Genomic DNA, 26,098 nt, shown 5'->3' on the forward strand with positions numbered 1-26,098 from the left:
ATAGCGGCAGGCATGCTTGGCAATTACTGTTTGCCGAGAGTGTGAACCATGCCCAATGCCTTGCCGCTTAACGCCTTTTGTCGTGGTGCGATTGCCGTCATTCCATTGTCCCTGGCCTGTGCGCCATGGGGGGTGCTGGCCGGCTCCATGGCCATCGACGCGCAATTTACCCCGCTGCAAGCCCAAGGCTTATCCGCCATTGTGTTCGCCGGTGCCGCACAACTGGTGGCCATCGGCATGGTCAAGAGCGGTGCCAGCCTGATTTCCATCGTGCTGACCACCTTGCTGCTGACCTCCCAGCATCTGCTCTATGGCATGCATATGCGTCCTACGCTGTCTTCGCTCAACGCCCGTTGGCGCATGAGCCTGGGGTTCTTGTTGACCGATGAATTCTTTGCCCTGGTCAACCACTACGACCGCGAGACCTTCAATCGCTGGTACGCCTTGGGCGTCGGCCTGACGTTTTACCTGATCTGGAACCTCTTCACCCTCGCCGGCATTGTGCTGGGCAAAAGCATTCCCGGCCTTGATCAATTGGGGCTGGAGTTCTCGATTGCCGCGACCTTTATTGCCTTGATCACCCCCGTGGTGCGCGACGTGCCCACGGTGGTATGCGTTGCCGTGGCACTGCTGAGCTCGGTCTGGTTGAGTTATCTGCACTGGGAGTCGGCGGTGGTGGTCTCGGGTGTGTTGGGGATGAGCGCGGGGTTTGCCTGTAAACGGCTGGGAGTGGGGCAACGATGATTTACCTGATGATTGTGGCCATGGGCCTGGTGGTGTTCTTCAACCGTTACCTGTTTATCGAGCCACGCTTGCCGGTACGGCTCAATCGCGGCGCGCGTGAATTTTTGGGCTTCGCCGTGCCGGGCATGCTCACGGCGATCTGCGGGCCGATTATTTTTCTGGCTGACCATCGGCTTAACCTGAGCCCGAGCAACCCTTACCTGCTGGCCGGCATCTGCGCCGTGGCGTTGATGTATTGGACGCGCAGCGTATTGACCACCGTGCTATTGAGCATGGCGCTGTTCTATCTGTTCCGTTGGTGGTTTTGATACCCAGGCAAAAAAAGCCCGCGGGGTGGCGGGCAGAAGGGAGACTTCCAAAAAATGAGCCTGGCCACTATAGGCGGCGTGTTTGCCTTTCACAGTGAAACAAAGTTCATGGGCGCGTCAGTTGGCTTTCGCACGGTGGTAGAGTCACGGTTTTTCCAAGGAAGCAATCGCATGCACAAAGTGGTAATAGGCGCATTGATACTGGCGGCACTGGCCGGTTGTGCAGGTTCCAAGATGAAAGAGGCGCGCGCAGGCAGCCCCTACAAGACCCTGGCATCGGACAAGGCCACTCTGGTGGTTGCCCAATGCATCCAGTTCGGTTGGCAGGATGAAAGCGTGTTCGGCATCGATGCCGGCGGCTTCAAGGAAGCGACCGAGGCGGGTGGTTTTACGGTGTACACCACCGGTGGCGATTACTTTGTCGATGTACTCAGCACCGGCGCGGGTTCTACGGTCAACTACTACGCCGCTCAGGACACGATGCCAGCCAAACGTCGCCTGGCAGCACTGGCCACTTGTCTGTAAGTCGGTTGCCTTAGTCATATTCCGAAACGCCTGGCGGGACAGCCGCCGGGCATTGGCTTATGATTCACTCGCTCGTTCGACGTGATGGCTCTTTACCGGTACACGGATGTCGAGGCTTAAACGTCGAACGAGCTCCTCCACCCCACCTCAACGGGGCATGAAACCCAAGTGCCAGCGTCGCGGAATCAACAGTGTCGCCACCCCCAAGGCCCCAGCCAACGCACCACTGACCCACAATGCGCGCAGGCCCATCTGCTGTTCCAGCAGTGCACCGATCACAGCGCCACTGAACATCCCGCCCCACGGAATCAATTGCACGCGCCAGCCATTGCGGCGCTCGCCCAATAACCAACGGCCCAGCCCGCGACCAAAGCGTGACAGCGCCCCGGTGACGTAGGTCAGCCCCACCGGCAGCCCGTTCACCTCCTCGACGGCCGCGTTGAGCATGCCCATGGCAATGATCGCTGCGAGCAACGCGGGCAAGGTGTCGGTCGATGGCCACAACGCCGCAGCACAGAGCAAGGCGCCGATGCACAGCAATAAGGGCAACGCATGGCGCTTGCTGAAACGGCTGACCAGCACGCCCAAGGCATTACCGACCACGAAGGTGGCGACCAGCAGCACCAGCCGCCCCGTGAGCCCCAGGTCGCCCGCACTGATGGCCACCGCCAGGCGCGTGGTGTTACCGCTCATGAACGAGACGAAATCGCCGCTGGCCATAAAACCGATGGCATCGGTCATACCCGCCACCACCGACAGACAAGCCACCAGCATCAAGCCCACCCGCCCGCGCCAGCGCTGTCGATGGGCGAGCGTGGCATTGGTATAAGGCTTGCGAGACGAAGGCAGCATGGGGCCGGTTTCCTCGGTGAGATTATCCGGCCACTACCGTAGGACGCTTTGCCTGTCTGCGCAATGACCTCAGACACGCTCAAGTTGCCAGCCGGTGGCGTGCCACGTCAGATGGTGAGTCGGCTCGATCGCCTGCAAGAATGCCTCATCGTGTGATACGGCCAGCAGCGCGCCGGCAAACCCCTTCAATGCCTGCTCAAACGCCAGCACCGACTCCAGGTCCAGGTGATTGGTGGGTTCATCCAATAACAGTAATTGCGCCGGTGTCTCACGCCACAAGGCTACGGCCATCGCGGCTTTCAAGCGCTCGCCGCCGCTGAGTTGCCCTGCCGGCTGCGTAACCCGCAGCGCGTCCAACTGCAACAACGCCAGACGTGTGCGCAGTTCGGCTTCGGCCAGGGGCGTGTCGAGCAGGTTGAGTTGCTCGACAAGGCTGCGACGGTCGTCCAGCAGCGCCAGGTGCTGATCGATGTACGCACTGGGCACTGCTACGCTGCACTCGCCACTGACCGCCTGCCAGTGGCCGGCTAGCAGTTTGAGCAAGGTCGATTTGCCGCAACCGTTCGGCCCACGTACGGCAACGCGAGCCGGGCCTGTCAGGTTGACCGTCAGGTAGCTGGCGGGTGCCAGGGGATCAAGCCAGGGCAATTGCGCCTGCTCCAGCACCAGTACCTGGCGGCCATTGGGGACGGTCGAGCCTGATAATGCGAGCAGTGTGGGCGTCTCATCCACCACGAGCTCGTACGCCTGGCGTACCTGGGCGTCGAGTTGGTTTTTGCACGCATGATGGGCGCTGCGCACGCTGCTGACGACCTCCGTTGCTGCGCTTTTCCAGCGCGCCTTGGTAAAACGGTCGACGTTGGCGGTCTCGGCCTGTTTACGTGCGCGTGCGGCGTGGCGCTGCAGGTCGTCGTGATCTTTTTGTAGGCGCCGACGCTCGCGGCTGCGGGCCAGACGCGCCTGTTCCCACGCAGCAATCGCGGCCTGCTGGTGAGTGTCGCGTTGCTGGCGATAGGCATCGTAGTTGCCGCCATACACCTGAATGCCCAGGGGCGACAGCTCGATGATGCGGCCCATGGCATTGAGCAACTGTCGATCATGGCTGACCACCACCAGGCCACCGCGCCAATCGCGCAACACACGCAACAGCCAGTCGCGCCCGTCAGCATCAAGATGGTTGCTGGGCTCATCCAGAATCAGCAACTGCGGCGCCGCCAACAACGCCCCGATCAGCGCGACCCTGGCGAGTTGGCCACCGCTGAGTTGATCGGCCGGGGTACTGCCACTGAGGGTCTGCAAACCCGCTGCATCCAGTGCCTGGCGCAGGCGTTCGGCGAGGTCCCAGCGATCGTCGATCAGTTCCAGGTCACCGAGGCGTGCATCGCCCTGGCCCATTCGCTCAAGGGCAGCCAAGGCCGCGGCAGTTGCGGTGATATCGGCGATGGTTTGCCCTGGTTGAGCCGTGACGGCCTGGGGCACATAGGCAACATGGGCCGGTTTTTTCAACGTGCCGGAGGAGGGCAGCAGCACGCCGGCCATCAACTTGGCCAGGATACTTTTGCCCCGTCCATTGCGCCCGACGATACCGGTAGGCGTTTGATCAATGGACAGGTTCACGTCGGCCAGCAAGGTTTCGCCATTGGCGAACTGGAAAGACAGGTGTTGCAGGGAAACAAGCGCGGGCAGCCGTTTGACGTCAGTCATCAGCACCTCCAAAAAAATGTCGAACAGGCCAACAAGCGCGCCAGGCGGCTCGTTGCAGATACATTTTGGAAGGCTTAGTTGTTCACGTCGGCGGTCATCCCGTGAGTCAGAAGGGAGGCAGAGCCTAACCCACCTTAACTTTGTGCGGCAAGTCTTCGGCCAGTTTTTCCAGGAACATTGCCAGCGCGACTTCTTCGGCTTTCAGGCCTTTGCGCACTCGCGGCTTGGGCAGCTTCGACAATTCACCGAGGCTGAAATGCTCAAGCACCGCCGGGTGGATATAGCACTTGCGGCACACCGCCGGCGTGTTGCCCAGCTGCCGGGCGACATCCTTGACCATCGCCACCACATGCCGCTTGGCGTCGGATTCGGGCTGCCACGCCAACTCGCGCAACACCGCCAGCGCCATTGCTGTGCCGGCCCAGGTGCGGTAGTCCTTGGCGGTAAAGTCTTCGCCGGTCAGGCGGTGCAGGTAGTCGTTGACGTCCTGGGAGCTGACGGTATGCCGCTCACCGTCTTCGTCCAGGTACTGGAACAGGTTTTGCCCGGGCAATTCCATGCAACGCTTGACCACCCGGGCCAGGCGCCGATCCTTGACGCTGACTTGGTGCTCCACGCCACTCTTGCCACGAAACTGGAACTGGATCTCGCTGCCCTTGATGTCCACATGGCGGTTGCGCAAGGTGGTCAGGCCGTAGGATTTGTTTTCACGGGCATATTGGGTATTGCCGACGCGGATCAGCGTGGCGTCCAGCAACATCACCACCGTGGCCAACACCTTTTCGCGGGTAAACCCTGGCTCGGCGATTTGTGCTTCGAGCTGTTTGCGCAATCTGGGCAAAGCGGCGCCAAAAGCCTGCAAGCGCGAGTACTTGTCGCTGTCGCGCACCTCGCGCCAGCGTGGGTGGTAACGGTACTGCTTACGGCCACGGGCGTCGCGGCCGGTGGCTTGCAGGTGGCCGCGAGGGTCGGCGCAGATCCACACATCGGTGTAGGCGGGTGGTACCGCCAAGGCGTTCAGGCGTTTGATTTCGTCCGCGTCGGTAATGCGCTCGCCTTTGGCGTTCAGATACTGGAACTTGCCTCGCACTTTTTTACGGCGGATGCCGGGCTGGGTGTCATCCACATAATGCAGGTCGCGGGGCAGGTCGGCGGGTAGCGAAGAGTCAGGCATGGGGCGGGTTCCTTGGCAACAAATCAGGCCGGTATGTCTGATTGACCGCAGCACCCTGCGGTCGTGCCAAATGGTTAAGCCAGCACCGCCACCGCCTTGATTTGCGCCCACAGTGTCTGGCCCGGATGCAGTTGCAACTGGTCGTGTGAGAAGCGCGTGATGCGTGCCAGCAAGGGCGTGCCGCCGGCGTCGAGGCGCACCAGCACGTGGGCGCTGTTGTCCGCGCCAATAGTCTGGGTGACGGTCACCGGCAAGCGGTTGAGGATGCTGCTGTGTTCCTGGGCCTGCAGGCTCAGGCTTACATCCCGTGCCTGGACCTTGACCCGCAGCGGGTTGCCCACCGCCAGCGGGACATGGGCCACGCGCATCTGCAACGGGCAATCGGGCAACTGCAGAGTGAGCAACTGATAGTGCGCGTCGTAGGCAACGACGCTGCCGGCGATCACCACGCCGGCATCGTCGCCCAGCGCCAAGGGCAGGTCGAGGCGCGCCAGGGTCTCGCCGATCGGGCCACTGGCCAGGGACTTGCCGTCGCTGAGCAGAACGATATGGTCGGCCAGTCGCGCCACTTCGTCCTGGGCATGGCTGACGTACAGCACCGGGATATCCAGCTCGTCGTGCAGGCGTTCCAGGTAAGGCAATATCTCGCTTTTGCGCTGGCTGTCCAGGGCCGCCAGCGGTTCATCCATCAACAACAACTTGGGGCTGGTGAGCAAGGCGCGGGCGATGCCGATGCGCTGGCGCTCGCCGCCGGACAAGTGTTGCGGATGACGCTCAAGCAAGTGCCCGATACCCAACAGTTCGGTGGCCTGGGCCATGTCCACGCGCCGTTGCGGGCGTGGGATACGTTTGAGGCCGAACTCCAGATTGGCGAGCACCGACAGGTGAGGAAACAGGCTCGCCTCCTGGAACACATAGCCCAGGGCGCGTTTATGCGGCGGCACAAACAGCCCTTTGCGGCTGTCTTGCCACACCTCGTCGTTGATTTGCACAAAACCGTGTTCGGCGCGTTCCAGACCGGCGATGCAGCGCAGGCAGGTGGTCTTGCCTGAACCGGAATGTCCGTACAGCGCGCTCACGCCACGGCCGGGCAATTGCAGGTCCACATCCAGTGCGAAGGCGGAATATTTCAGGCGCAGGCGTATATCCATCATCGCGATCAGCTCCAGCCCATCTTGGTTTTACGGCTGGAATAGAGCGCCAGCAACACGAGGAAGGCGAATACCACCATGGCCCCGGCCAGCCAATGGGCCTGGGCATATTCCATGGCTTCGACGTGGTCGTAAATTTGCACCGAGACGACACGGGTCTGGTCCGGGATATTGCCGCCGATCATCAGCACCACGCCGAACTCACCAACGGTATGGGCGAAGCCCAGGATCGAGGCGGTGATAAACCCAGGGCGTGCCAGCGGCAGGATCACCGTGAAAAACGTATCCCACGGGTTGGCGCGCAAGGTCGCGGCCACTTCCAGCGGGCGCGTGCCGATGGCAGAAAACGCATTCTGCAACGGCTGCACCACGAAGGGCATGGAGTAGATCACCGAGCCAATCACCAGCCCGGCGAAACTGAAGGTGAGGGTGCCCAGGCCCAGCCACTGCGTGAATTGGCCGACGTACCCATTGGGCCCCATGGCCAACAGCAAGTAAAAGCCGATGACCGTTGGCGGCAACACCAACGGCAGTGCGACCACTGCGCCGATGGGGCCGCGCCACTTGGAGCGGGTGCGCGACAGCCACAGGGCGATCGGTGTGCCGATGATCAACAGGATCAGGGTGGTCAGCGAGGCCAGTTTGAGGGTCAACCAGATCGCAGAAAAATCAGCACTCGACAGGGGCATTTACAGCTCGTAACCGTAGGATTTGATCACGGCAGCCGCTTTCGGGCCTTTGAGGTAGTCCATCAGGGCCTTGGCCGCGGCGCTGTCCTTGCCCTTGTTGAGGATCACGGCGTCCTGTTTGATCGGGTCATGCAGGGAGGCCGGAACAATCCACGCCGAACCACCGGTGACTTTGCCGTCTTTGTAGATCTGCGACAAGGCGACAAAACCCAACTCGGCATTGCCGGTGGAAACAAACTGGTAGGCCTGAGTAATGTTCTGGCCTTCGACGAGCTTGTCCTTGACCTTGTCGGTCAAGCCTTCTCTGGCCAGTACCTGGGTAGCGGCCAAGCCGTAGGGCGCTGTTTTGGGGTTGGCGATGGACAAATGCGTGTATTGGTTTTTCTTTAGCACGTCGCCTTTGGCATCCACATAGCCTGCTTTGGCCGACCACAACGCCAGGGTGCCGACCGCGTAGGTAAAGCGTGAACCCTTGACGGTAGCGCCTTCGCTTTCGAGTTTTTGCGGGGTGGTGTCATCGGCGCTGAGGAACACTTCAAACGGCGCGCCGTTCTTGATCTGGGTGTAGAACTGCCCGGTGGCACCGTAGGCCGCGACCAGTTTGTGGCCGGTGTCTTTCTCGAAGTCGGCGGCAATCGCCTGGATCGGGGCGGTGAAGTTGGCGGCCACGGCCACCTGCACTTCGTCGGCATGCGCCGTACCCAAGGCAATGGCGGCAAGCAGGGGGGCCAGGCGCGAAACGCGGGTCATCATGAAGCAACTCCTTGAAGGTGTACGGCAGGTTGTAGGTAAAAAGGCTTACCGCTATGTATGGGAATATATAGCGGTAGTCTATTGCCGGTACAGCACCAAGTTGCTGCGCAGGTTAGTCGCGGGTGAATCTGGCTATCGCGTGTTCGGCCAATTCGCGGGTCAGGGCATAGGTGGATAGGTCTTTGCCCAGCCTCAGGGCCTGGCCTGCCCACAGGTTGCTGAAACCGGCTTCATCCTTGGCCTTGAGCGGCATTAATGCGCCTCCGGCTTTGGGGAACGCCGGCGCAGCGGGGTTGATTGCGCCGAGTTCACGCATCACCCGGTTGACGATGCCCCGCGCCGGGCGGCCGGTAAACAGGTTGGTCAGCGCGGTTTCGCTGGCCTGGGCATGGCGCAGCGCGTGGTGATGGGAGGCGCTTACAGTGGCTTCGGGAGTGAACAGGTACGCCGTGCCGATCTGCACCGCCGAAGCGCCGAGGGCAAAGGCCGCAACGATGCCGCGTGCATCGGCGATTCCGCCCGCAGCAATCACCGGCACGCTGACCGCGTCGACAATCTGTGGCAACAGCGCCATCAAGCCGATCTGGCTATTGAGGTCATCGCTGAGAAACAGGCCACGGTGCCCCCCCGCTTCGATGCCCATGGCGATGATCGCGTCGCAGCCGTGCTGTTCCAGCCACACGGCTTCCTCGACGGTGGTGGCCGATGACAGCACCTTGGCACCGGTGGCTTTTACCCGGTCCAGCAAAGACTTCTCTGGCAGGCCAAAATGAAAGCTCACCACTTCTGGCCGAAACGCTTCCACCACCTGGCAGGCTGCGTCATTGAACGGCGCACGGTTGGACACCGGGGTTGGCGCATCAAAGTCGGCGCCCAGCTCATGGTAGTAAGGTTGCAGCAAGGCCTTCCAAGCCTGATCCCGCGCGTCATCGACATCGGGCGGTTGATGGCAGAAGAAGTTGACGTTCAGCGGCGCATGATTGGCCTGGCGAATGAGGGCCAAGGCCTCGCGCAGTTGCTCCAGGCTCAGCGCCGCCGCAGGCATGGAGCCCAGGGCACCGGCTTGCTGAGCGGCGATGACCATGGCGGTGGTCGTCGCGCCAGCCATCGGAGCCTGGATAATCGGCACCTCAATGCCCAACAGGTCAAGAATGCGGGTGTCTGGCCAGGTGCTCATGGGGTGCTTCTCCAGCGTTAGTAGGGCTTTTCGCTGTTTTAGCAGGGCAATCAGCACCCGGCCAGTCTGTTTTATTCACTGGACGGAAGCGGCGTTTTGTGGAGCTGGGTTTCGCGCTCAAGTAACTGGCGCTTGCGCTCTACGCCCCAGCGGTAGCCCGACAGCTCGCCATTGCTGCGCACCACGCGATGACAGGGAATCGCCACCGCCAGGTGGTTGGCACCACACGCCTGGGCCACGGCGCGAAAGGAGGAGGGTGCGCCGATACGCTCGGCAATCTGCGTATAGCTGGCGGTGCTGCCCGCAGGGATTTCGCGCAACGCCTGCCACACCCGCTCCTGAAAGGCCGTGCCGCGCAGGTCCAAGGGCAAATCCAGGCCCACCGCAGGGGCCTCGACAAAGCCAACGACCTGGGCCACCAGTTGTTCGAACCCCTGATCCGCGCCGATCAACTCAGCCTTGGGAAACTGGTCTTGCAGGTCGCGCACCAGTTTGTCCGGATCATCACCCAATAAAATCGCACACACGCCACGTTGGCTTTGCGCCACCAGAATCGCCCCCAGCGAGCACTGGCCAACGGCAAAGCGGATGGTGTTATTGGCGCCACCGCCTTTGTAATCTCGCGGTTTCATGCCGAGCACCTGGTCGGCGGCTTCATAAAAGCGGCTATTGGAATTAAAGCCCGCGTCGTACAGGGTGTCTGTCACTGAATGCTGGCCCTTGAGGCCGTTGCGCACTTTGCGCGAACGCAGGGCGCTGGCGTAACCCTTGGGGGTCAGCCCGGTGTTGGCTTTGAATACACGGTGGAAGTGAAACGGACTCAGCCCGGCGCATCGGGCGAGCGCGTCCAGGCTAGGCGGGGTTTCGGCCTGTTCGATTTGCCGGCAGGCTTCGGCCACTAACTGCCCATGGTGTGCAGCCAACTGGGTCTGGTCGCCGGCAGCGCGTTTGCTGGGACGATAACCTGCTGCCTCGGCCTGCGCCGGCGTGTCGAAAAATTCGACATTTTCCGGGCGCGGCAAGCGTGAAGCACTGCTGGGGCGACAATACACGCCGGTGGTTTTCACGCCGTAGACAAATAGCGCGTCAGCCTTGGCATCACGGGCAATAATGGCAGCCCAGCGCGGATCGTGTTCGTTGTTCATGGCCTGCACTCTTGACGGTTCAGGAGCAGATTAAGCCTGCCGCTCGCCATCGACACTCCGAAGCTTGCGGTCAAATTAGCCAGCGGTGCGAAAGGTCAGGTTGATGCGCTGCGGGCCCATGATTGGATGCACGCCGTCCTTGATCGGCATCACGCCATGAAAGCGCAGACGATCAACGCCGCCCCACACCACCACATCACCATGAAACAGCGAGACCTTTTGGGTTTTGTCGCTGCGCGCATGGCCACCGAACAGGAAAATCGCCGGCAGCCCCAGGGACACCGAGACCACGGGCGCGCTGTAGTTGCGCTCGTTCTTGTCCTGGTGCAGGGACATTTTCGCCCCCGGTACGTAACGGTTGATCAGGCAGGCATCGGGTAGAAAACCGCTGAAGCCGGCCTCGATTGCCGCTGTCACGGCCAGTTGGCGCAACGTCTCGGGCATGGCGGGCCAGGGCTGCTGGTTGCGCGGGTCGATTGGGCTGTAGCGATAGCCACGGGCGTCGGTGGTCCAGCCCAGCTCGCCGCAACTGCTCAGCGCCGCCGACATGGTAAAACCGCCAGGGGTGACCATCTGCCGAAACGGTGATTGAGCCAGGACACGCCGCAGTTCAGGCAATAACCGCTCGATCCAGGGCAGGGCATAGCCCCTCAATACATAGGACTCTTCGCCAATTTGCTCGCGCCCGGCAGGCTGTTGCAGGGCCTCATCGGCAAACAAATCGGCGGTAGGGCCTGGCATGGCTTACAGCGCCTTGCTCACGTTGATGTCGGTGATTTCGTCGCTGGCATCATGAATTTTTGCCAAGGCTTGCTTGGCTTCTTCGACGCTGTTGTTCTGCAACTGGGCAAATTCAAAGCGGCGTTCGCCGTTGAGCTTGTACTTGATGACGTATTTGGTTGTGGTGGTCACAGCTTTTTTCCTGTCAGGTGTTCGGGTCAGCTCAGCTTGCTGCTGGTACGACGAACGATACGAATCTTGTGGGACAACGCAGGCTTGCGGGTCACGCTGATGGCGCGACGGGTCACCACATCCAGGGTGATGTTCCAGAAGCCGGTGCTGGGCGCGGTGATCTTGGCCGGGAATTTATCAAATGCGCCGCCGTGGTAGGTATGGCGGCCGCCATTTTTGAAGCTGCGAAAGTTCGCATCGCTCATCAGGCGAATATTGCAGGTCTGTGAGCATTCGATGACGACAATGTCTCCCTCGTTGAGGTGCTCACGCTGGTGGATGAATTTCATGGGGGTGTCTCCAGAAGGGCTTTTTCTGAAAAATCAGAACGATACGTAGGTTAAGATGGAGTTTATCAGCCCCAGCGCGTTTATTATCGGGCCGTCGTCGACGACTTCGACAATTTAAAACAGTTATTTACCGAGTTATCACAGATAAATCCTACGTTGGTGGGAGAAAATTACCATCCCCGCTGTCGTAGGGTCTTTATCGGAGGTTTTTGTATGAAGTGGAGTGTGTTGGTGCTGGCCTTGGCAATAGGTGGGTGTGCTTCGGTTGCAGATATCAAGCAGACCCCGCCAACATTGGTGGTCATCTCAGGGAAGAAACCGCAGGAATATGCGGCGTGTGTGGTGCGCAAATTGGAGGCGACCCGTCGGCCGCCGCAGATCGAGCCCCATAAAGACGGCATTCAGGTGATCGTGCCGCAGAAGTTCTCGGCAGACCCGTCGGCGATCTTTGAAATCGAAGACCGCTCCAGCGGTAGCAGCATCAAGCTTTATGAAAGCATGTCTAATGTGCCCATCCGCCCGGGCGACGTGAAGAAGGCTGGGGAAGAATGTATTTCCGGTTGAGCTCCAGACTCATCCCTCAAACCCGATAAAAAAGCCCTTACCCTGCAGGGACGGTATGTATCCGTTAAACTGTCGGGCATTCACTACAAAGATGCCGCTCAAACCCGGGGTTTGAGCGGCATTTGTTTTTTCTGGAAAGCCCGTTATGAAACGAGACCACGTCAAAGCCCACCATGCCGAAGGGCAGATTTCTGCCACCCATGTCATCCAGAACCCCGCCGATTTGGGCGAGTGGATCGTGTTTTTCAAGAAGAGCGGCGGGCGCAGCTACTTCCTGGTGGACGAGCAGGATGAGGTCGAGTCATTTGCTCGCCTGGATGACCTGATCGAAACCCTGCGTGGCCTGGGGATCAAGTTCGCTGAAGTGCACCTGTAGCAGCGTTACTTGCAGACCACCACCACGCTACGGCCTTTGAAGTTGCCCACGTCCTGGCCCAGGGTCTTGTCGCTTTCCTTGAGCGCCGGCGTGCCATTGGTGCCAACGATGCGGTAACCGGTGCCGGCGCAGGATGCGTCCGCCTTTTCGTAGCAACTGGCCCATGAATTGGCCTCACCCGAGCAATCGATGGTCAAGCCTTGTTCACCATTTTTCAGCAAGGTGTCGGAAGCGGTGGTGCAGCCGGCGAGTGCCAGTACCGCGGTCAGTGCCAGGATTTTGTTCATAGGGAATCTTCGTAGAGAGGGAGTGGAGGGCGCTGACACTGTCGTGGGGCGTTGGCGCGGATTATAGCGAACTGCCATCGGGTGTGCAGTCGCAGGTTACCAGTACTGCGTTTGCACACCCGATGAGTCAGCTGTTGATGTCGGTCATGGCACTCCCATGACTAGCACACCACTCCCGCTGATTGCCCCGGCAGCAGGAAAGTCGCCCGCTCGTCTTACGAGCGAAAACGTCACATCATCGCCCCCCACGCTGTTGTTGATACGGGTCAGGAATGATCCGTTGACCTTCACCGCAGAGCCCGCACGTACAAGGGCGGTGCCCACGCTCGGGTTGCTCATCATCAATAGCCTGTCATCAAAAGACGTCGCAATGCCTTTGTAGGTGATGGTGATGTTGGTATTGATCCCACCATTGGGGCATGAGTAGGTGAGCCTGTGGTTGGCGCGCACGGACGTGGTCAAAGGATCGGTGCCGATCGCCCGCTGCTGTACATTGCCGAAGTTGATCTCGATGGGGTTGTTATTGTTGATGGTGCAGGTTGACGGCGAGATGCCGAAGTTGTTCGCGGCTCTGTACGTGAGGACGAGCCGCGTGCTTCCCGGGTTGTAATTATTCGTCTGGTGCAGATTCAGCGCGCCCAGAATGTCATCTCTTACCACGCTGATAGGGTTGCTGGGATCATTACGCAGCAGGATATAGGGGGTTACATTGATAGGATACGCCACAAAGTTATTAGGCATGGTCGCGATGCGGATGTTAAACGGCACCGGGGTGTTATAAAACGCGCCGTTTATGCGTAAGCCGGTACCTTGATTGTTGAATTTAGGCCCAGGTACCCAGGGGGCTCCGGCTTGCGCGGATGTCCCCCAAAAATCTATGCGCGTCGGGTGGGCAGGGGAGGGCGTAAATCGGCATTCCAGCCGCGCGCCTTCGAGAAGGATGCGGCTGCTGTCCGAGCCGACACTCACGTTGACAGGCACCTCCAGGTTCAGGATCCCGCCGTTGCCAACGTATTGCCAGTTTCCGCCATTAACGCGGCAGTCTGCTGCTCGCCCGGTCATGGTCACACCCAGCAGGACGAGAAGCGCTATCACTCCATAGAGTCGTTTCATTTTGATCTCTCTTTGCTCCTCTGTCCGAACGTCACTGCGGGTGACCATCCGGAAGAGCGTTAAGGTTTGCCCACGCCGTTTTCAGGCCAGCACCGGCTACGGATAGTCCAACGTAAAAGTAGAGGTCACCCTGTACGCGCCTCGGCCGATGGTCTGGTCGCTGATGGCCTGCGGCTCGCCCTGCACAAAGGCTTTCAGCGCGATCACATTGCTGCCATCTATCAATACCTGCGCATCGCTGGGCGAATTCAACGGCAGTGGCTTGTTGCTCGGCGTCTCTATGCCCACCCCGATGCCTGAGGCGCCACTGCCACCATCCAGCGCGAGCATGCCGGGCAACGCGGTGTTTTCCCTGCCGCCAAAGGTGATGCTGACCGTAGCGCCAATGGTGGTATCGCAGTTCTCCAGGTGCAGCCTGAAGTCCTTGCCCTGTGAACGGGTGTTGAGATAGAGGTGCTTGCTGGTAACGTCCCAGAGTTCCAGGGTGACGGCCTCGTCGCCCGGTCGCAGGGTGCAGGCCTCCTGGACCAGGTTGCCCTTGAAACTCAGGTTGTCCGCTGCTTTGGCGGTGGCGGTCAGGCTCAAGGTCAATACCAGCGCTGCACATTGCCAGCCTTTGTGGTGTGTATGTCCCATTGATTCGGCTCCTACTGGTATTCGGCCAACAGCGTGGCCACCGCGGTAAACCGTGCGGGCGCCAGGGTTGCGCCGGGCTGCTTCACCGGCACCACTTCCAGTGCGGGCGGTGATGACAGGCTGATATCCAGTGGCGTATTGAGTGAAAATGGCAGGTTGTTCTGGAAAACCCGAATACCCAGCGCCGGTACACTCGTCTGTACCGCAGCACCGTCAAACGTGGTTGCCGTGCCGTTGACACTCAACTTCAGCGCCCATGGCAGCGTGTTGGTACCACAGTTGATGGTGTAGCCGATGCCCTGGCGGTATTGCACACCGTCGACACGCTTGATCCCGACATCGCCAAAATCCACTTCGATGGTGTTGCCCGCATCAATCGTGCAAGGGGGAGGCTCGTTCAGTGTGCCGCTGAACGTCAGGTTGGCCGACGCGCCACTGCACAGGCCCATGGAGCACAAGGCGAGCAATGCTCGCTGTTGCCAACAGGTCATTGATCCTTCCTCTTCATTGATAATCGACCACGAGGGTGGCGGCGGCATCGAATGCGCCTCCGGTCAGCGTGCTGCCCGGGCGTTTGACCGGCACTGCCTGCACCACCGGCACGTTGGGGTAGGTGAAGTTCACCGCCGTGTTCAACGGCCAATCGGCGCCATTGATGAACAGCTTCACCCCCAGGTCCGGCTTGCGGGTGACCAGTACTCGGCTGTCGAATGCGGCGGCCGTGCCCCTGAGTTCCAGGGTCAACGCGTTGCTGAAAGGGGAGTTGCAGGTGACGGTGTACGGCACGCCACGACGGTAATTGACCCCGTCGACCCGTGAAGTCAGCAGGTCATTGCCAAAAGGCACATCGAGCGTACTTCCGCTGTTGATGACACACGGCGGCGGCGCAATGATCACCGCGCGGATGGTCAGGGCCGTCTCGGCCTGCGCGCCCAAGCTGATCGCCCAAAGCAGGCCTGCCAACACGGCCCATGGGCCGATTGTCTTAGCCATTGTTCTGCCCTTATTCATAATTGAGCCTGAAATCCACCACAGCCCGGAACGCCCCGCTGGTCAATGGCGCAGCGGTACGCGTAGGCCGTACGTTCCAGGTCTTGGTATTACCGCCCAGGGGCAGGAACAGTGGTTCGCCGCGCTGGCCCAGCTGTACATCCCGCCCCAGAGCATCGGTCAACTGCAGCCCCAAGCCGGTGATGCCTTGCACTTTGACCAGGCGCGAATCGTCGTCATCGGCCGGCGCGAGGAACGCCACCGACAGCACCGGTTGAAAGGCGCTCCAGATCAGGTTGCCCGTGCGTTCACTGCGGATACTGCCGGCGGTGCGGTTGCACTCGGTAAAGCGCAACTGGAACGCCACCTGGTTGGCCTGGTCGCCGGGGCGGCGTAATTGGCTGGTGGAGACGTCGCCCAGTTCAATGGTCTGATGCAGCGAGGTCATTTCCAGGCTGCACGGGGTTTCGTGCATGGACCCGGAAATATTCAGCACGCCATTCATGCCCTCGATATCCTCGGCCTTCGCGCTCCCCCCCAAAACCAGGAGCAGGCCGCCCAATGCCTTTATGTAATGAGACTTCATGGCTGACTCCAGCGACAGGCTTACTGTTTGGGTGGCGCTGCTTGCAGGTTGACCTTGCAAGTCTCACCGCTGCATGTGAAGGCCAGCAGCGGACGACCACCGTAATCATTGACGTAGGCCAAGTAAGGAGTAGGGCCGAGGGCTTTGGCCGTCGGGCCCAGGATCAGCGTGCCTTTGGGCGGCACCATCACCGGCTCGAAACCGGCCACGGTCTTGCCGTCCTTGGTGCTGCGCGCATCCACCAGGGTCACGTAGTAAGGCGTCGGGTTATTCACCCGGTAATGCTCGCCCTGCCGGGTAAGGGTCAGTTTTTCCTGCCAGGGGTTGGACAGGTCCTGCTGGCTGGGCGCAATGGCTTGTGGTCGGTAGAACAATTTGATCCGGGTCTGCAGCGCAATTTGCAGCGTGTTGGCCTTATCGGTGCGGGGTGGAATTTCCCGCAGGTTGAAGTAGTAGACCGTCTCTCGATCCTGAGGCAAGGACTTGGCCGCCGGTAGCGCCTGGACTTTCACCTGGCTCTGTTTGCCCGGTTCCAAACGCTGCACCGGTGGCAGCACGATCAAAGGCGTGGTGAGTTTCTGGCCCTCTTCATTCTCGATCCAGCCCTGGGCCAAGTACGGTAATTGAGTGTTGTTATTGGTGATGTTCACGCTGGTGGCGTCCTTGCCACCATCGAAAATTACGCGGGTACGGTCCAGGCCAATCGCAGCGCTGGCACTGTGGCTCAGGGCGAGCGCCAGCAGGGTGAGGGTCGAGAGGGTGACGCGTCTGTACAGGATCATGAGGATGTGGTCTCCGTAGCGGGGGGCTTGCCGGTCAGCTCTGGCGGCGTGGACAAGGGTTGATCGGTGGCTGCGATTCGGCAGTCCAGTTGCAGGGCATTACTCAAGCCGTCAGCCGGCAAGACGTCGGGTAGGGTGAGGGTGCAGCGCTCGTTACCGCCCCAACTGACCACCATCTGTTCACCGGCTTGAATGCCGCTGAGGTAGACATTGCCGCCGTCATTCACGATGCCGGTGTCCTGCTGCTTGGCGTTCTGGACCGTCGCCCCAAAGGGCGGCGAGCTGCCATCGGGCAGGCGTAGCACTGCCATGGCCTTCTCACCGGCAATCACGTCCAGCGCGCGATAACCAATGGCGCCTTCGGTGAGGGTCAGTTGGGTGACGGACTGAGTGGCTTCGACATCGCTCGGCAGACTCTCCAGATCAACGCTTGCCGCCGTGCGCTGGTAGCTGCTCAGGTCGGCGATCACGGCTTTACCGAAGGTGTTGCTGCGGGTCGGCGTGCCGTAACCGCGCACCGGCACGTCAGGCACGCCGCCGGTATCCACCATCAAACGGGTACCGCCCATGCTGTTGGTACGATGCAGGGCTGCGCCGTGAGGTGTGAGCGTGCCACCGCCGCGGGCTGACAGGCTGAGGCTGGTGCGACTGTCTTGTTGCCGGCTGGCGGCCAGTGTCAGGTCGGCTTGATCACCCATGTGGCTCAGGTAGCCACTGGCTGAATTATCGCTGGCCGTCAGTTGGTAACTGTTGCGCTCATCGAGGCGATCGCTGTAGCGGGTTGAAAAGCCATTCTTGCCTGCCGCCCGGCTGGCGTCCAGCGACAGCGTGCCGCTGCGTCCCAACGGCAGGCTGACCGTCAGCGCCATGCCGTTATCCTTATAGTTGTAATCCAGCGTGCGATAAACGTTGAGTGACAAACTTATGTTTTTGACGGTGCCCACGTTGAAGTAGCGGGACACCGATAAGTTCCAGCGCTGGCTGGCTGGCCGCGACCAGTAAGTTTGTTTGTTGTAACTGGCGTAGACCGTGGCTCCCAGGTCGCGAAATTGTTTGTTAACGGTCGCCGTATAAAGCGCCTTGCTGCCACCGATGGGTTTGAACTCACCGGCATATTGGCCGAACTCGTCATATTGTCCGCGCCCTGCGAGTTCGCCATTCCTGCCGTAATGACGAGCATCGAGATATTCACTCATGCTCAAGAAGTTCTTGTCGGAGAACCGGTAGCCGGCAAAGGTTACTTGGCTGTCGTATTGTTCAAAATTCTTCGAGTACTGCAGGCGGTAGGATTTACCCGAGAGCGTTTGATTCCACACGTTGGCGTGGGATTGGGTGACATCCAGCGATAAAGCGCCCAACACCAACAGGTCTCGGCCTGCACCAACAGTGGCCGCCCGGTAGTTGTTATCGGTTATGGCGCCGCCAAACAACGACCAGCCGTTGCTCACGCCCCAGGAGAATTCGCCGGTGCCGAAAAAGTTGCCGTCAGCGCCGTATTGAAGGTCCGATGGCCGCCCGGTCGCCAGCTTGTATCGAACTTGCCCAGGGCGCGTCAGGTAAGGCACGCCTGCGGTGTTGAGCTTGAAAGTCTGCACTGAACCGTCCTGCTCCTCCACCCGCACATCCAGCGTGCCGGTGACCGCATCGTTGAGGTCCTGGATACGAAAGGGGCCGGCCGCCACCAGGGTTTCATACAACACGCGCCCTTGTTGGCTGACGACGACCCTGGCGTTGGTCTTGGCCAACCCAACCACCTCAGGCGCATAACCGCGCAGGTTGGGAGGCAGTTGGCTTTCGTCCGAATTCAGCGCGGCGCCGGTAAAGCGGAAGCTGTCGAACAGGTCCGAATACAGGTAGTTTTCCCCAACCACCAGGCGCGCTTTCAATGAAGGGATGGCGCGGTAAGCGTAATAGCGGCTCCACTCCAGCTTCTGCTCCCCGGCGGAACGGTCCCTTGCGCTGTCGACGCGGCCCTGCCAGTCGGCCCGCAGGCGCCAGGCCCCGGCATTGGCCCCCAGGGTGCCGTTACCGCTGAGGTGGTTGCGGGTCCGCTCGTTTTTCTGGGCGTTGGACTGCGCCGTCAGGTTGTAGTCAATCAGCAGTCCTGGTACGCCTTCATCCCAGCGCGCAGGCGGATCCCAATTAAGAGCGCTGTACTCAAGGTAGGCGTGGGGCAGGTTGATGCTCACTGTGGAGGTGGCCAGGTCTGCACTCACCTCGGCACCTGGCAAGCCTAGGATATCCAGGCACTCGCCGCCTTTCCACCCCGTGAGTTTGGCTGCTTCGGTCGCCTTCAGGCCCAGTTGTGCCACAAGCTCTGCGGACAAGCACGCCTGGCTATCCTTCGGGTCATCATCGGGAGGATAAAACGCCACTGACTGCTCAGAAAGCGCCTGGCCGTTGATCTGCACAAGCATCGTGTAGGTGCCCGGCAGAATGAAACCGCTACGCGAAAACCGCGACAGATCAATATTGGTGCGATCATTCAGGTCAAGAACGTCGGTATTGAATTCGATATCCCCGGCACCCAAGGCTGTGCCTGCCAGTGACATCAGCCCGCCAAACAGCGTGGGGCACAGCGTATGTTTGATCGTCGACGCATTCAGCATGAAAGCAACCCATCAATGTTCAAAAGTATTCCAACTTGAACCGCACGGCGACACGGTGAGCGCCAGGCGCCAATGGCAGCCCGTTACCCACCAGCCGCAGCGTGTAGTGAAGTGTCATGTCGCCTTCCGCCAAGGGATGCGGCGCCATCGGCTCGCCCGGCACGCTCTCCTGGCCGGCCGAATCCCAGATGTGAAAGGCAACACCCTGCGAATCCCCGAAGGCGGCAAAGGAGCGACCGTCTCGGTCGCGTGGGCCGTCAAACGTCACCCGCAAATGCACCCAGTCAGGTAGCGTTGCACCCGGGCGTGAAGGATCCGGGCGCGTCAATGAGCAATTGACCAGGCGTAAATCAAAGGGGTGTGGCTCGCCCAGCGCATTTCGCAACAACCGGCCAATGGGCTCGGCGGGCATCTCGATGGTTTGATCGGCACTGGTCAATTCCAGTCCGCACGCGGAGTCAACAACCCTGCCACCGAGCGTGATGACCCCTTCGCCTTGCGCAGGCTCCTGCGCGAACGCCCAAGGGCTGATCACCATCGCCAATGACGAGCTCATGGCCAGACGTATGAATTTTTTCACCGTTATCTCCCACCAGCTCCCCCCGCCACCCTGGAGTGGCGGAGGGGAAACTTACTGATAAGCCAAGGTGAAATTGGTGACCGCACTGAAATCGCCAGGCACGATGTCGCCGGTAGCCGCGCCTTGGACAAAGGCGCCGAATTCCAGGGTGTTGTCACCGGTGGAAATGGCCTGGGGAGTGGTTGCCACACCCAGTTGGATAGGGCTGCCGCCATGGGTCATCATGATGCCAACGCGGCCTGCGGTACCGACGGTACCGATCGCGCCAGGCACGTCGGTCGAGGGTGCTGCGGTGAAGGTCGTGGTCACGGTGTTATCGGTCAGATCTGTCAGGTCGCAACCTTCCAGCTCAATCAGCACCCGGCGAGCCTCGGACTTACCGCCGGCTTGCAATTGATGCTTGGCGATGGCGCCCAGGTGGATGGTCTGATCCACGGATTCAGGCTTGATAGAGCAGGCACCCGAGTGCACCGATCCCAGAAAGGTAACTGTTCCATCTGCCGCGTGAGCCCCGGACATAGAGCCCGCGAACAGCCCGATTAACAGTGCAGCTTTGAACTTAGTTTTCATTTGCAGATGCCCACATAAAAATGTCATGGAAGAGTCCCCGCCACCGGTTGGCGTGGGACTGACGTTTCACCTCAAACGTGACCTGCAGCAAGCTCGGCTGGTCGTCAGCCGAATGCGAGTCAGAAGATTTAACTTTCCAACTAGTTGTATTGCCATTTGGGTGCACATTTGAAGCGGAAACGATTGTGTAATGTCGGCTTGAAAAAGTAAGTCGTCACATTCACTTCTTGATGTGGGCAGGTGTTGTCGCGACTTATAGGAAGAATGTGGCACTTTGCCAAAACTTTTCTTTTGGCTGTAAGAATTGAACTACATGCTGCCAAATGAAAATAATTTAGTTGTGGTGATGGCTGTAAGAATGGGATGACATACAGTGAAAATCAATAGTCATTCATGGCGCGAAACAACTAACCGACATTAAGGCGCAGGGGGGGGGGCGTGACGCTGGCTGGGCAGTGGCCACAAAAAAGCCCCGCTTAACGGGGCTTTCAAAGCAGTGCAACGAGGCTTACTTGGTTTTCGGCCGCTTGCTCGATGCATGGCCTGCCTCATCCACAAACACTTCGGCGACGGCGATCGCCATGCTTTCGGACTCGAATACGCCGGCAACGCTGTCACCGTGAAAATTGATCAAGTGCCAGCCGTCTGCTCGCTTCGTGATCAGGTAGCCGTTTACACCTTTTGGTTCTGACATCTGTTGGCAATCTCGTGGTCTTGGTTCAAGGCGCCCATGATAGCGCCAAATGCCGGGGCAGGGCGCAAGTTGTTGCGGGTCAGTGCCAGGGGGGCAAAAGCGTGCTAAAACCATTGCAGCCCTTTCAAACAAGGGGTCGACGCGAGTTCTGACTAACCGTTGGTGACACCCATTGCAGGATCAGCGGAACTTACGCCGACATTTTTTCTCTATGATGACATCGCAACGCCAGCAGGACCCCATTGTAAGGTGACTGCGGCCTGATTAGACTGCGCCGAATTCCGTACGCACAGCCCTTTGTAAGGACTCATATGATCAAGAAATGCTTGTTCCCAGCAGCCGGTTACGGCACTCGCTTCTTGCCAGCGACCAAAGCCATGCCCAAAGAAATGCTGCCAGTGGTGAACAAGCCACTGATTCAGTACGGTGTGGAAGAGGCTCTGGATGCCGGTTTGAACGAGATCTCCATCGTCACGGGTCGTGGCAAGCGCGCGCTGGAAGACCACTTCGACATCAGCTATGAGCTGGAAAACCAGATCAAGGGCACCGACAAGGAAAAATACCTGGTCGGTATCCGTAAACTGCTCGACGAGTGCTCGTTCTCCTACACCCGTCAGACTCAGATGAAAGGCCTCGGCCACGCCATCCTTACCGGTCGCCCGCTGATCGGTGACGAGCCGTTCGCCGTGGTCCTTGCGGATGACTTGTGCGTCAACCTGGAAGGCGACGGTGTGCTGACCCAGATGGTCAAGCTCTACCAGAAATACCGTTGCACCATCGTTGCGGTGATGGAAGTCAACCCAACCGAAACCAATAAGTACGGTGTTATCGCCGGCGACGATATTGGCGATGGCCTGATTCGCGTACGCGACATGGTCGAGAAACCAGCGCCGGAAGACGCGCCATCGAACCTGGCGATCATCGGTCGTTACATCCTCACGCCGGACATCTTCAAGCTGATCGAAGAAACCGAGCCAGGCAAGGGTGGCGAGATCCAGATCACCGACGCTCTGCTCAAGCAAGCCAAAGATGGTTGCGTGATTGCCTACAAGTTCAAGGGCCAGCGTTTCGACTGCGGCGGCGCTGAGGGCTACATCGAAGCGACCAACTTCTGCTACGAGCATTTCTACAAGACGGGCAAGGCTTACTGATCCACGCTTGCCGGCACGTTTTAAGCGAAAGCCACCTTCGGGTGGCTTTTTCGTTTTTCAGCCCCATGTAAGTCGGTATGCTGGTGTACTGCCGAGGAGAGTGAAATGGCCTACGATTTTGACCTGTATGTAATTGGCGCCGGTTCCGGCGGTGTTCGTGCGGCGCGCTTTGCCGCAGGCTTTGGCGCCAAGGTGGCGGTGGCCGAGAGCCGCTACCTGGGTGGCACCTGTGTGAACGTCGGCTGCGTGCCAAAGAAGCTGTTGGTGTACGGCGCGCATTTTGCCGAAGACTTTGAACAGGCCAGCGGCTTTGGCTGGTCCCTGGGTGAGGCGAACTTTGATTGGGCGACCCTGATCGCCAACAAGGATCGTGAGATCAACCGCCTCAACGGTATCTATCGCAACCTGTTGGTCAACAGCGGCGTGACCCTGCATGAAGGGCATGCACGCCTGGTCGATGCCCATCAGGTGGAGATCAACGGTGAGCGCTTCACTGCCAGGCACATCCTGATCGCCACCGGCGGCTGGCCGCAGATCCCTGAGATTCCAGGGCGCGAGCACGCCATTGGCTCCAATGAGGCATTCTTCCTTAAAGAGCTGCCCAAGCGCGTGCTGGTAGTGGGTGGTGGTTATATCGCCGTTGAGTTCGCGGGCATCTTCCACGGCTTGGGCGCGCAAACCTCATTGCTGTATCGCGGTGACTTGTTCTTGCGCGGCTTTGACGGTTCGGTGCGCAAACATCTGCAAGAAGAGCTGACCAAGCGTGGCCTGGACTTGCAGTTCAATGCCGACATCGAGCGCATCGACAAACAGGCCGACGGCAGCCTCAAGGCCACTTTGAAGGATGGCCGCGTGCTGGAAGCCGATTGCGTGTTCTACGCCACTGGCCGCCGTCCGATGCTGGATAACCTGGGCCTGGAAAATACCGGGGTCAAACTGGACGAGCGCGGTTTCGTCGCGGTGGATGATTTCTACCAAACCGCCGAGCCGTCGATCCTGGCGATTGGCGATGTGATTGGTCGTGTGCAACTGACGCCGGTGGCCCTGGCTGAAGGCATGGCCGTGGCGCGGCGGTTGTTCAAGCCCGAGCAATACCGCCCGGTGGATTACGCCAATATCGCGACGGCGGTGTTCAGCCTGCCGAATATCGGCACAGTCGGCCTGACAGAAGAAGATGCACGCAAAAATGGCTACAACGTGCAGATCTTTGAAAGCCGGTTCCGGCCGATGAAGCTGACCCTGACCGATTGCCAGGAAAAGACCCTGATGAAGCTGGTGGTCGACACCGACACCGACAAAGTACTGGGTTGCCACATGGTTGGCCCGGATGCGGGTGAGATCGTGCAAGGGCTGGCGATCGCGCTCAAGGCGGGCGCGACCAAGCAGCATTTCGATGAAACTATCGGCGTGCATCCTACGGCGGCGGAAGAATTCGTCACCATGCGCACGCCTGTAGCGGACTGATCAGGTTGGCTCTGCCGCCTCTGGCGCCGTTGCAACGACGGTCGCCAGGCGCAGGGCTTCGATGCTTGCCTGGGCCTTGATCAGGTCCAGCTCAAGCGCCTTGTTGTGCTGCTGATACTCCAGCAGTGACGCTTGGCGCGATTGGCTGTCCAGCACGGCAACCCGTAGGCGTTCCTGGAGCAGGGTGCGCTCGCTGTCGATCTGGCTGAGCTGCTCCTTGAGTTTCAGCTGTAGCGCCTGGTCCTGGCGAGCTTGCTCCTGCAGCGTATTCAATTCCTTGGTTGTCACTCGCTGCTCGCTCAGCAGGCGCTCGTTGTCGCGATGCAGTTGGGTGATTTCGTCCTGGCGCACCAGCGCGCTTTGCTGTGCCTGACGCAATTCGGCCTGTACCTGTTGCAACTGGCCCTCATGGCGACGCTGTTCCTGTTCACGCTGCTCCTTGATGGCAGTGCGGTAATGTTCAAGCGCATCGCGGGCGTGCAGGTGTTTTTCTTCCAGTGAGCGAATCTGCTCGTCTTTGTCGTTGAGCCTTAGCTCGTAGTCGCTGCACGCCTGGCTCAGCCCGGCGTTACGGGTTTGCTCGGTCTGCAGGCTGGTGCTGGCGGTTTGCAGTGCCGCGCTTTCTTCAGCGAGGGCAGCGGTCTGGATATCAAATTGCTGTTTGAGCTGGGTGTGCGCTTCTTCCAGGGTTTCTATCTGAGCGAGCAGGGCGGCTTTTTGTTGCTCGAATTGCGCCAGGGCCAGGTCGATCGGCTCTTGGGCCTTCTCTTTCAGGCGTTGGGACAGGCGTGCGACTAGCTCGCCAAGCTCATCATCGATTGGCGCTTGGGTGATGGTCTGGCGCGTCTCGCTTTCGTCCAGCTCTTTCAAATAGCGATGAATGGTGGTTTTCGAGCCGGTATTGCCCATTTCGATACGCACCGCATCGATGCTGGGGTTTTCGCCACGGGCGAGGATCGCCAGGCGTGCCGTTTGCACTACTGCTTTGTTTATGCCGCCACGAGCCATGGGGTCTCCATCGATTTAGTACTGTGGTACATAGTATGTATATACATACTATATCACGATAAAAAAACTCGTTGAAATTCATGATTTAACAGATGGGATATTGGCGTATTATCCCGTGTCATAAGCATTTTGATCAGCCATCCACCCTTCAGCAGTACGAAAACACGCCTATGAGCGACCTCGACCGATATCTCAACGCCGCCACTCGCGACAACACGCGCCGCAGCTACCGCGCGGCCATCGAGCATTTCGAAGTCAGTTGGGGAGGGTTCCTGCCGGCCACCAGCGAGAGTGTGGCGCGCTACCTCGTGGCGCATGCCGGGGTATTGGCAGTCAACACCTTGAAATTGCGGCTCTCGGCCTTGGCGCAATGGCATACCAGCCAAGGGTTTGCCGACCCGACGAAGGCGCCGGTGGTACGCAAGGTGCTCAAGGGCATCCGCGCTGTGCACCCGGCGCGGGAGCGGCAGGCCGAGCCTTTGCAGCTCACGCAGTTGGAGCAAGTAATCGCTGCCCTGGACATTGAAGCCAAACAGGCCAGCGAGCGTCACGACCAGCCGCGCTTGCTGCGGGCCAAGCGCGACGCTGCGCTGATTCTGCTGGGCTTCTGGCGCGGCTTTCGCAGTGATGAGCTGTGCCGATTAAGCATTGAGCACGTGCAAGCCGTGCCAGGCGCAGGCATCAGCCTGTACTTGCCACGCAGTAAAAGTGACCGTGACAACCTCGGCAAAACCTACCAGACCCCAGCGTTGCTGCGGCTGTGCCCGGTGCAGGCTTATAGCGAGTGGCTCAGCGCCTCGGCGCTGGTGCGCGGCCCGGTGTTTCGCGGCATTGACCGCTGGGGCAACCTGGGTGAGGAGGGCTTGCACCCCAATAGTGTAATCCCGTTATTGCGCCAGGCCCTTGAGCGCGCAGGCATCCCCGCCGATCAATACACCAGCCACTCTCTGCGTCGGGGTTTCGCCACTTGGGCGCATCGAAGTGGTTGGGATTTGAAGTCGCTGATGAGTTACGTCGGCTGGAACGACATGAAATCTGCGATGCGCTATGTTGAAGCGACGCCGTTTCTGGGCATGACCCTAGCAACCCAACCGCTGATTTGAGATTTTTTCTATTAATAGCGTCACCTGATAGAGAAACCCAATCGTCAGCATCAGGTTTGCCAATGAGCCATCGACCGAGAGAGCCGGTAGGATTCACCTCATCAACTTCTTAACCCCTGACG

General features: G+C 59.7%; 31 protein-coding genes. 8 read left to right on the forward strand and 23 right to left on the reverse strand.

The genetic code is table 11. The features are described from left to right. Positions 1 to 48: 48 nt before the first annotated feature. The 3 genes from AC07S6_RS03260 to AC07S6_RS03270 all read left to right on the forward strand — a co-directional run bounded on the left by AC07S6_RS03260 (position 49) and on the right by AC07S6_RS03270 (position 1,577). Positions 49 to 744 (forward strand): AzlC family ABC transporter permease, encoded by a 696-nt coding sequence (locus tag AC07S6_RS03260; RefSeq protein WP_495111687.1) that lies wholly within the window; start codon positions 49 to 51, stop codon positions 742 to 744. Continuing rightward, entirely contained in the window at positions 741 to 1,052 is a 312-nt protein-coding gene (locus AC07S6_RS03265; protein WP_014718527.1) for an AzlD domain-containing protein, read from the forward strand. The genes AC07S6_RS03260 and AC07S6_RS03265 overlap by 4 nt, the downstream gene beginning before the upstream one ends. Before the next feature lie 171 nt (positions 1,053 to 1,223). After that, entirely contained in the window at positions 1,224 to 1,577 is a 354-nt protein-coding gene (locus tag AC07S6_RS03270; RefSeq protein ID WP_032903026.1) for a hypothetical protein, read from the forward strand. A 147-nt stretch (positions 1,578 to 1,724) separates the two neighbouring features. Here the strand turns inward: AC07S6_RS03270 and AC07S6_RS03275 are convergent, their stop codons facing one another. The 11 genes from AC07S6_RS03275 to AC07S6_RS03325 form a co-directional block, all read right to left on the reverse strand. Continuing rightward, a complete protein-coding gene (locus AC07S6_RS03275) occupies positions 1,725 to 2,429 on the reverse strand; it encodes a YoaK family protein (protein WP_495111688.1) in 705 nt (234 codons plus the stop codon). A gap of 69 nt (positions 2,430 to 2,498) precedes the next feature. Continuing rightward, positions 2,499 to 4,133 (reverse strand): ABC-F family ATP-binding cassette domain-containing protein, encoded by a 1,635-nt coding sequence (locus AC07S6_RS03280; RefSeq protein WP_495111689.1) that lies wholly within the window; start codon positions 4,131 to 4,133, stop codon positions 2,499 to 2,501. 124 nt (positions 4,134 to 4,257) lie between these two features. After that, the gene (locus AC07S6_RS03285; RefSeq protein ID WP_020302751.1) at positions 4,258 to 5,307 is read right to left on the reverse strand and encodes a DNA topoisomerase IB; all 1,050 of its coding nucleotides are present in this window, start codon (positions 5,305 to 5,307) and stop codon (positions 4,258 to 4,260) included. Between the two features lie 74 nt (positions 5,308 to 5,381). Beyond that, entirely contained in the window at positions 5,382 to 6,461 is a 1,080-nt protein-coding gene (gene modC / locus AC07S6_RS03290) for a molybdenum ABC transporter ATP-binding protein (protein ID WP_495111690.1), read from the reverse strand. Positions 6,462 to 6,466: 5 nt separating this feature from the next. Next, positions 6,467 to 7,147 (reverse strand): molybdate ABC transporter permease subunit, encoded by a 681-nt coding sequence (gene modB / locus AC07S6_RS03295; RefSeq protein ID WP_495111691.1) that lies wholly within the window; start codon positions 7,145 to 7,147, stop codon positions 6,467 to 6,469. Continuing rightward, positions 7,148 to 7,900 carry a molybdate ABC transporter substrate-binding protein gene (modA, locus tag AC07S6_RS03300; RefSeq protein ID WP_495111692.1) on the reverse strand — a complete coding sequence of 251 codons (753 nt, stop codon included), beginning with the start codon at positions 7,898 to 7,900 and terminating at the stop codon, positions 7,148 to 7,150. A 112-nt stretch (positions 7,901 to 8,012) separates the two neighbouring features. Beyond that, positions 8,013 to 9,077, reverse strand: coding sequence for an NAD(P)H-dependent flavin oxidoreductase (locus tag AC07S6_RS03305; RefSeq protein ID WP_495111693.1), 1,065 nt, complete (start codon positions 9,075 to 9,077; stop codon positions 8,013 to 8,015). A 71-nt stretch (positions 9,078 to 9,148) separates the two neighbouring features. Further along, positions 9,149 to 10,222 carry a bifunctional DNA-binding transcriptional regulator/O6-methylguanine-DNA methyltransferase Ada gene (ada, locus tag AC07S6_RS03310; protein WP_495111694.1) on the reverse strand — a complete coding sequence of 358 codons (1,074 nt, stop codon included), beginning with the start codon at positions 10,220 to 10,222 and terminating at the stop codon, positions 9,149 to 9,151. Positions 10,223 to 10,297: 75 nt separating this feature from the next. After that, a complete protein-coding gene (alkB, locus tag AC07S6_RS03315; RefSeq protein ID WP_495111695.1) occupies positions 10,298 to 10,963 on the reverse strand; it encodes a DNA oxidative demethylase AlkB in 666 nt (221 codons plus the stop codon). A 3-nt stretch (positions 10,964 to 10,966) separates the two neighbouring features. After that, positions 10,967 to 11,134, reverse strand: coding sequence for a hypothetical protein (locus tag AC07S6_RS03320; protein ID WP_014718516.1), 168 nt, complete (start codon positions 11,132 to 11,134; stop codon positions 10,967 to 10,969). A 26-nt stretch (positions 11,135 to 11,160) separates the two neighbouring features. Then, positions 11,161 to 11,463: a DUF1883 domain-containing protein gene (locus AC07S6_RS03325; protein ID WP_003191319.1), complete on the reverse strand. Its 303-nt coding sequence runs from the start codon at positions 11,461 to 11,463 to the stop codon at positions 11,161 to 11,163. A gap of 213 nt (positions 11,464 to 11,676) precedes the next feature. Between AC07S6_RS03325 and AC07S6_RS03330 the strand changes: the two genes are divergently transcribed. After that, a complete protein-coding gene (locus AC07S6_RS03330; protein ID WP_003191317.1) occupies positions 11,677 to 12,027 on the forward strand; it encodes a hypothetical protein in 351 nt (116 codons plus the stop codon). Positions 12,028 to 12,172: 145 nt separating this feature from the next. Beyond that, on the forward strand, positions 12,173 to 12,403 hold the full coding sequence (locus AC07S6_RS03335) for a hypothetical protein (RefSeq protein ID WP_116666090.1): 231 nt from the start codon (positions 12,173 to 12,175) through the stop codon (positions 12,401 to 12,403). Positions 12,404 to 12,408: 5 nt separating this feature from the next. On the opposite strand, the gene AC07S6_RS03340 is transcribed toward AC07S6_RS03335, so the two are convergent. The 11 genes from AC07S6_RS03340 to AC07S6_RS03390 all read right to left on the reverse strand — a co-directional run bounded on the left by AC07S6_RS03340 (position 12,409) and on the right by AC07S6_RS03390 (position 21,250). Continuing rightward, positions 12,409 to 12,690, reverse strand: a complete 282-nt coding sequence (locus tag AC07S6_RS03340; RefSeq protein WP_032897198.1) for a hypothetical protein — start codon at positions 12,688 to 12,690, stop codon at positions 12,409 to 12,411. A gap of 144 nt (positions 12,691 to 12,834) precedes the next feature. After that, entirely contained in the window at positions 12,835 to 13,803 is a 969-nt protein-coding gene (locus AC07S6_RS03345; RefSeq protein WP_495111696.1) for a fimbrial protein, read from the reverse strand. 96 nt (positions 13,804 to 13,899) lie between these two features. After that, positions 13,900 to 14,439, reverse strand: coding sequence for a fimbrial protein (locus AC07S6_RS03350; protein ID WP_495111697.1), 540 nt, complete (start codon positions 14,437 to 14,439; stop codon positions 13,900 to 13,902). An 11-nt stretch (positions 14,440 to 14,450) separates the two neighbouring features. After that, positions 14,451 to 14,930: a fimbrial protein gene (locus AC07S6_RS03355; protein ID WP_495111698.1), complete on the reverse strand. Its 480-nt coding sequence runs from the start codon at positions 14,928 to 14,930 to the stop codon at positions 14,451 to 14,453. Between the two features lie 13 nt (positions 14,931 to 14,943). Then, a complete protein-coding gene (locus AC07S6_RS03360) occupies positions 14,944 to 15,432 on the reverse strand; it encodes a fimbrial protein (protein ID WP_495111699.1) in 489 nt (162 codons plus the stop codon). Between the two features lie 10 nt (positions 15,433 to 15,442). Beyond that, the gene (locus AC07S6_RS03365) at positions 15,443 to 16,015 is read right to left on the reverse strand and encodes a fimbrial protein (protein ID WP_495111700.1); all 573 of its coding nucleotides are present in this window, start codon (positions 16,013 to 16,015) and stop codon (positions 15,443 to 15,445) included. Positions 16,016 to 16,035: 20 nt separating this feature from the next. Continuing rightward, positions 16,036 to 16,797: a fimbria/pilus periplasmic chaperone gene (locus AC07S6_RS03370; protein ID WP_495111701.1), complete on the reverse strand. Its 762-nt coding sequence runs from the start codon at positions 16,795 to 16,797 to the stop codon at positions 16,036 to 16,038. Beyond that, positions 16,794 to 19,406, reverse strand: a complete 2,613-nt coding sequence (locus AC07S6_RS03375) for an outer membrane usher protein (protein ID WP_495111702.1) — start codon at positions 19,404 to 19,406, stop codon at positions 16,794 to 16,796. The genes AC07S6_RS03370 and AC07S6_RS03375 overlap by 4 nt, the downstream gene beginning before the upstream one ends. 19 nt (positions 19,407 to 19,425) lie before the next feature. After that, positions 19,426 to 19,986, reverse strand: coding sequence for a fimbrial protein (locus tag AC07S6_RS03380; RefSeq protein ID WP_495111703.1), 561 nt, complete (start codon positions 19,984 to 19,986; stop codon positions 19,426 to 19,428). 51 nt (positions 19,987 to 20,037) lie between these two features. Then, positions 20,038 to 20,556, reverse strand: coding sequence for a fimbrial protein (locus tag AC07S6_RS03385; protein WP_495111704.1), 519 nt, complete (start codon positions 20,554 to 20,556; stop codon positions 20,038 to 20,040). A 508-nt stretch (positions 20,557 to 21,064) separates the two neighbouring features. Then, positions 21,065 to 21,250 carry a hypothetical protein gene (locus AC07S6_RS03390; RefSeq protein ID WP_034127495.1) on the reverse strand — a complete coding sequence of 62 codons (186 nt, stop codon included), beginning with the start codon at positions 21,248 to 21,250 and terminating at the stop codon, positions 21,065 to 21,067. Between the two features lie 311 nt (positions 21,251 to 21,561). Between AC07S6_RS03390 and galU the strand changes: the two genes are divergently transcribed. Continuing rightward, positions 21,562 to 22,401, forward strand: a complete 840-nt coding sequence (gene galU / locus AC07S6_RS03395) for a UTP--glucose-1-phosphate uridylyltransferase GalU (protein ID WP_003173830.1) — start codon at positions 21,562 to 21,564, stop codon at positions 22,399 to 22,401. 105 nt (positions 22,402 to 22,506) lie between these two features. Beyond that, positions 22,507 to 23,865 carry a glutathione-disulfide reductase gene (gene gorA, locus AC07S6_RS03400; RefSeq protein ID WP_495111705.1) on the forward strand — a complete coding sequence of 453 codons (1,359 nt, stop codon included), beginning with the start codon at positions 22,507 to 22,509 and terminating at the stop codon, positions 23,863 to 23,865. On the opposite strand, the gene AC07S6_RS03405 is transcribed toward gorA, so the two are convergent. After that, entirely contained in the window at positions 23,866 to 24,873 is a 1,008-nt protein-coding gene (locus tag AC07S6_RS03405; protein WP_495111706.1) for a DNA-binding protein, read from the reverse strand. A 170-nt stretch (positions 24,874 to 25,043) separates the two neighbouring features. Between AC07S6_RS03405 and AC07S6_RS03410 the strand changes: the two genes are divergently transcribed. After that, positions 25,044 to 25,976, forward strand: coding sequence for a site-specific integrase (locus AC07S6_RS03410; RefSeq protein WP_072446581.1), 933 nt, complete (start codon positions 25,044 to 25,046; stop codon positions 25,974 to 25,976). The last annotated feature ends 122 nt before the right edge of the window (positions 25,977 to 26,098 follow it).

Source organism: Pseudomonas sp. GW821-FHT07B01, assembly GCF_059419065.1.

Excerpts from the sequence above, each read along its gene's own strand:
- AC07S6_RS03260 (WP_495111687.1), top strand. The coding sequence starts at position 49 with ATGCCCAATGCCTTGCCGCTTAACGCCTTTTGTCGTGGTGCGATTGCC.
- AC07S6_RS03265 (WP_014718527.1), top strand. The coding sequence starts at position 741 with ATGATTTACCTGATGATTGTGGCCATGGGCCTGGTGGTGTTCTTCAAC.
- AC07S6_RS03270 (WP_032903026.1), top strand. The coding sequence starts at position 1,224 with ATGCACAAAGTGGTAATAGGCGCATTGATACTGGCGGCACTGGCCGGT.
- AC07S6_RS03275 (WP_495111688.1), bottom strand. The coding sequence starts at position 2,429 with ATGCTGCCTTCGTCTCGCAAGCCTTATACCAATGCCACGCTCGCCCAT.
- AC07S6_RS03280 (WP_495111689.1), bottom strand. The coding sequence starts at position 4,133 with ATGACTGACGTCAAACGGCTGCCCGCGCTTGTTTCCCTGCAACACCTG.
- AC07S6_RS03285 (WP_020302751.1), bottom strand. The coding sequence starts at position 5,307 with ATGCCTGACTCTTCGCTACCCGCCGACCTGCCCCGCGACCTGCATTAT.
- modC (WP_495111690.1), bottom strand. The coding sequence starts at position 6,461 with ATGATGGATATACGCCTGCGCCTGAAATATTCCGCCTTCGCACTGGAT.
- modB (WP_495111691.1), bottom strand. The coding sequence starts at position 7,147 with ATGCCCCTGTCGAGTGCTGATTTTTCTGCGATCTGGTTGACCCTCAAA.
- modA (WP_495111692.1), bottom strand. The coding sequence starts at position 7,900 with ATGATGACCCGCGTTTCGCGCCTGGCCCCCCTGCTTGCCGCCATTGCC.
- AC07S6_RS03305 (WP_495111693.1), bottom strand. The coding sequence starts at position 9,077 with ATGAGCACCTGGCCAGACACCCGCATTCTTGACCTGTTGGGCATTGAG.
- ada (WP_495111694.1), bottom strand. The coding sequence starts at position 10,222 with ATGAACAACGAACACGATCCGCGCTGGGCTGCCATTATTGCCCGTGAT.
- alkB (WP_495111695.1), bottom strand. The coding sequence starts at position 10,963 with ATGCCAGGCCCTACCGCCGATTTGTTTGCCGATGAGGCCCTGCAACAG.
- AC07S6_RS03325 (WP_003191319.1), bottom strand. The coding sequence starts at position 11,463 with ATGAAATTCATCCACCAGCGTGAGCACCTCAACGAGGGAGACATTGTC.
- AC07S6_RS03330 (WP_003191317.1), top strand. The coding sequence starts at position 11,677 with ATGAAGTGGAGTGTGTTGGTGCTGGCCTTGGCAATAGGTGGGTGTGCT.
- AC07S6_RS03335 (WP_116666090.1), top strand. The coding sequence starts at position 12,173 with ATGAAACGAGACCACGTCAAAGCCCACCATGCCGAAGGGCAGATTTCT.
- AC07S6_RS03340 (WP_032897198.1), bottom strand. The coding sequence starts at position 12,690 with ATGAACAAAATCCTGGCACTGACCGCGGTACTGGCACTCGCCGGCTGC.
- AC07S6_RS03345 (WP_495111696.1), bottom strand. The coding sequence starts at position 13,803 with ATGAAACGACTCTATGGAGTGATAGCGCTTCTCGTCCTGCTGGGTGTG.
- AC07S6_RS03350 (WP_495111697.1), bottom strand. The coding sequence starts at position 14,439 with ATGGGACATACACACCACAAAGGCTGGCAATGTGCAGCGCTGGTATTG.
- AC07S6_RS03355 (WP_495111698.1), bottom strand. The coding sequence starts at position 14,930 with ATGACCTGTTGGCAACAGCGAGCATTGCTCGCCTTGTGCTCCATGGGC.
- AC07S6_RS03360 (WP_495111699.1), bottom strand. The coding sequence starts at position 15,432 with ATGGCTAAGACAATCGGCCCATGGGCCGTGTTGGCAGGCCTGCTTTGG.
- AC07S6_RS03365 (WP_495111700.1), bottom strand. The coding sequence starts at position 16,015 with ATGAAGTCTCATTACATAAAGGCATTGGGCGGCCTGCTCCTGGTTTTG.
- AC07S6_RS03370 (WP_495111701.1), bottom strand. The coding sequence starts at position 16,797 with ATGATCCTGTACAGACGCGTCACCCTCTCGACCCTCACCCTGCTGGCG.
- AC07S6_RS03375 (WP_495111702.1), bottom strand. The coding sequence starts at position 19,406 with ATGCTGAATGCGTCGACGATCAAACATACGCTGTGCCCCACGCTGTTT.
- AC07S6_RS03385 (WP_495111704.1), bottom strand. The coding sequence starts at position 20,556 with ATGAAAACTAAGTTCAAAGCTGCACTGTTAATCGGGCTGTTCGCGGGC.
- AC07S6_RS03390 (WP_034127495.1), bottom strand. The coding sequence starts at position 21,250 with ATGTCAGAACCAAAAGGTGTAAACGGCTACCTGATCACGAAGCGAGCA.
- galU (WP_003173830.1), top strand. The coding sequence starts at position 21,562 with ATGATCAAGAAATGCTTGTTCCCAGCAGCCGGTTACGGCACTCGCTTC.
- gorA (WP_495111705.1), top strand. The coding sequence starts at position 22,507 with ATGGCCTACGATTTTGACCTGTATGTAATTGGCGCCGGTTCCGGCGGT.
- AC07S6_RS03405 (WP_495111706.1), bottom strand. The coding sequence starts at position 24,873 with ATGGCTCGTGGCGGCATAAACAAAGCAGTAGTGCAAACGGCACGCCTG.
- AC07S6_RS03410 (WP_072446581.1), top strand. The coding sequence starts at position 25,044 with ATGAGCGACCTCGACCGATATCTCAACGCCGCCACTCGCGACAACACG.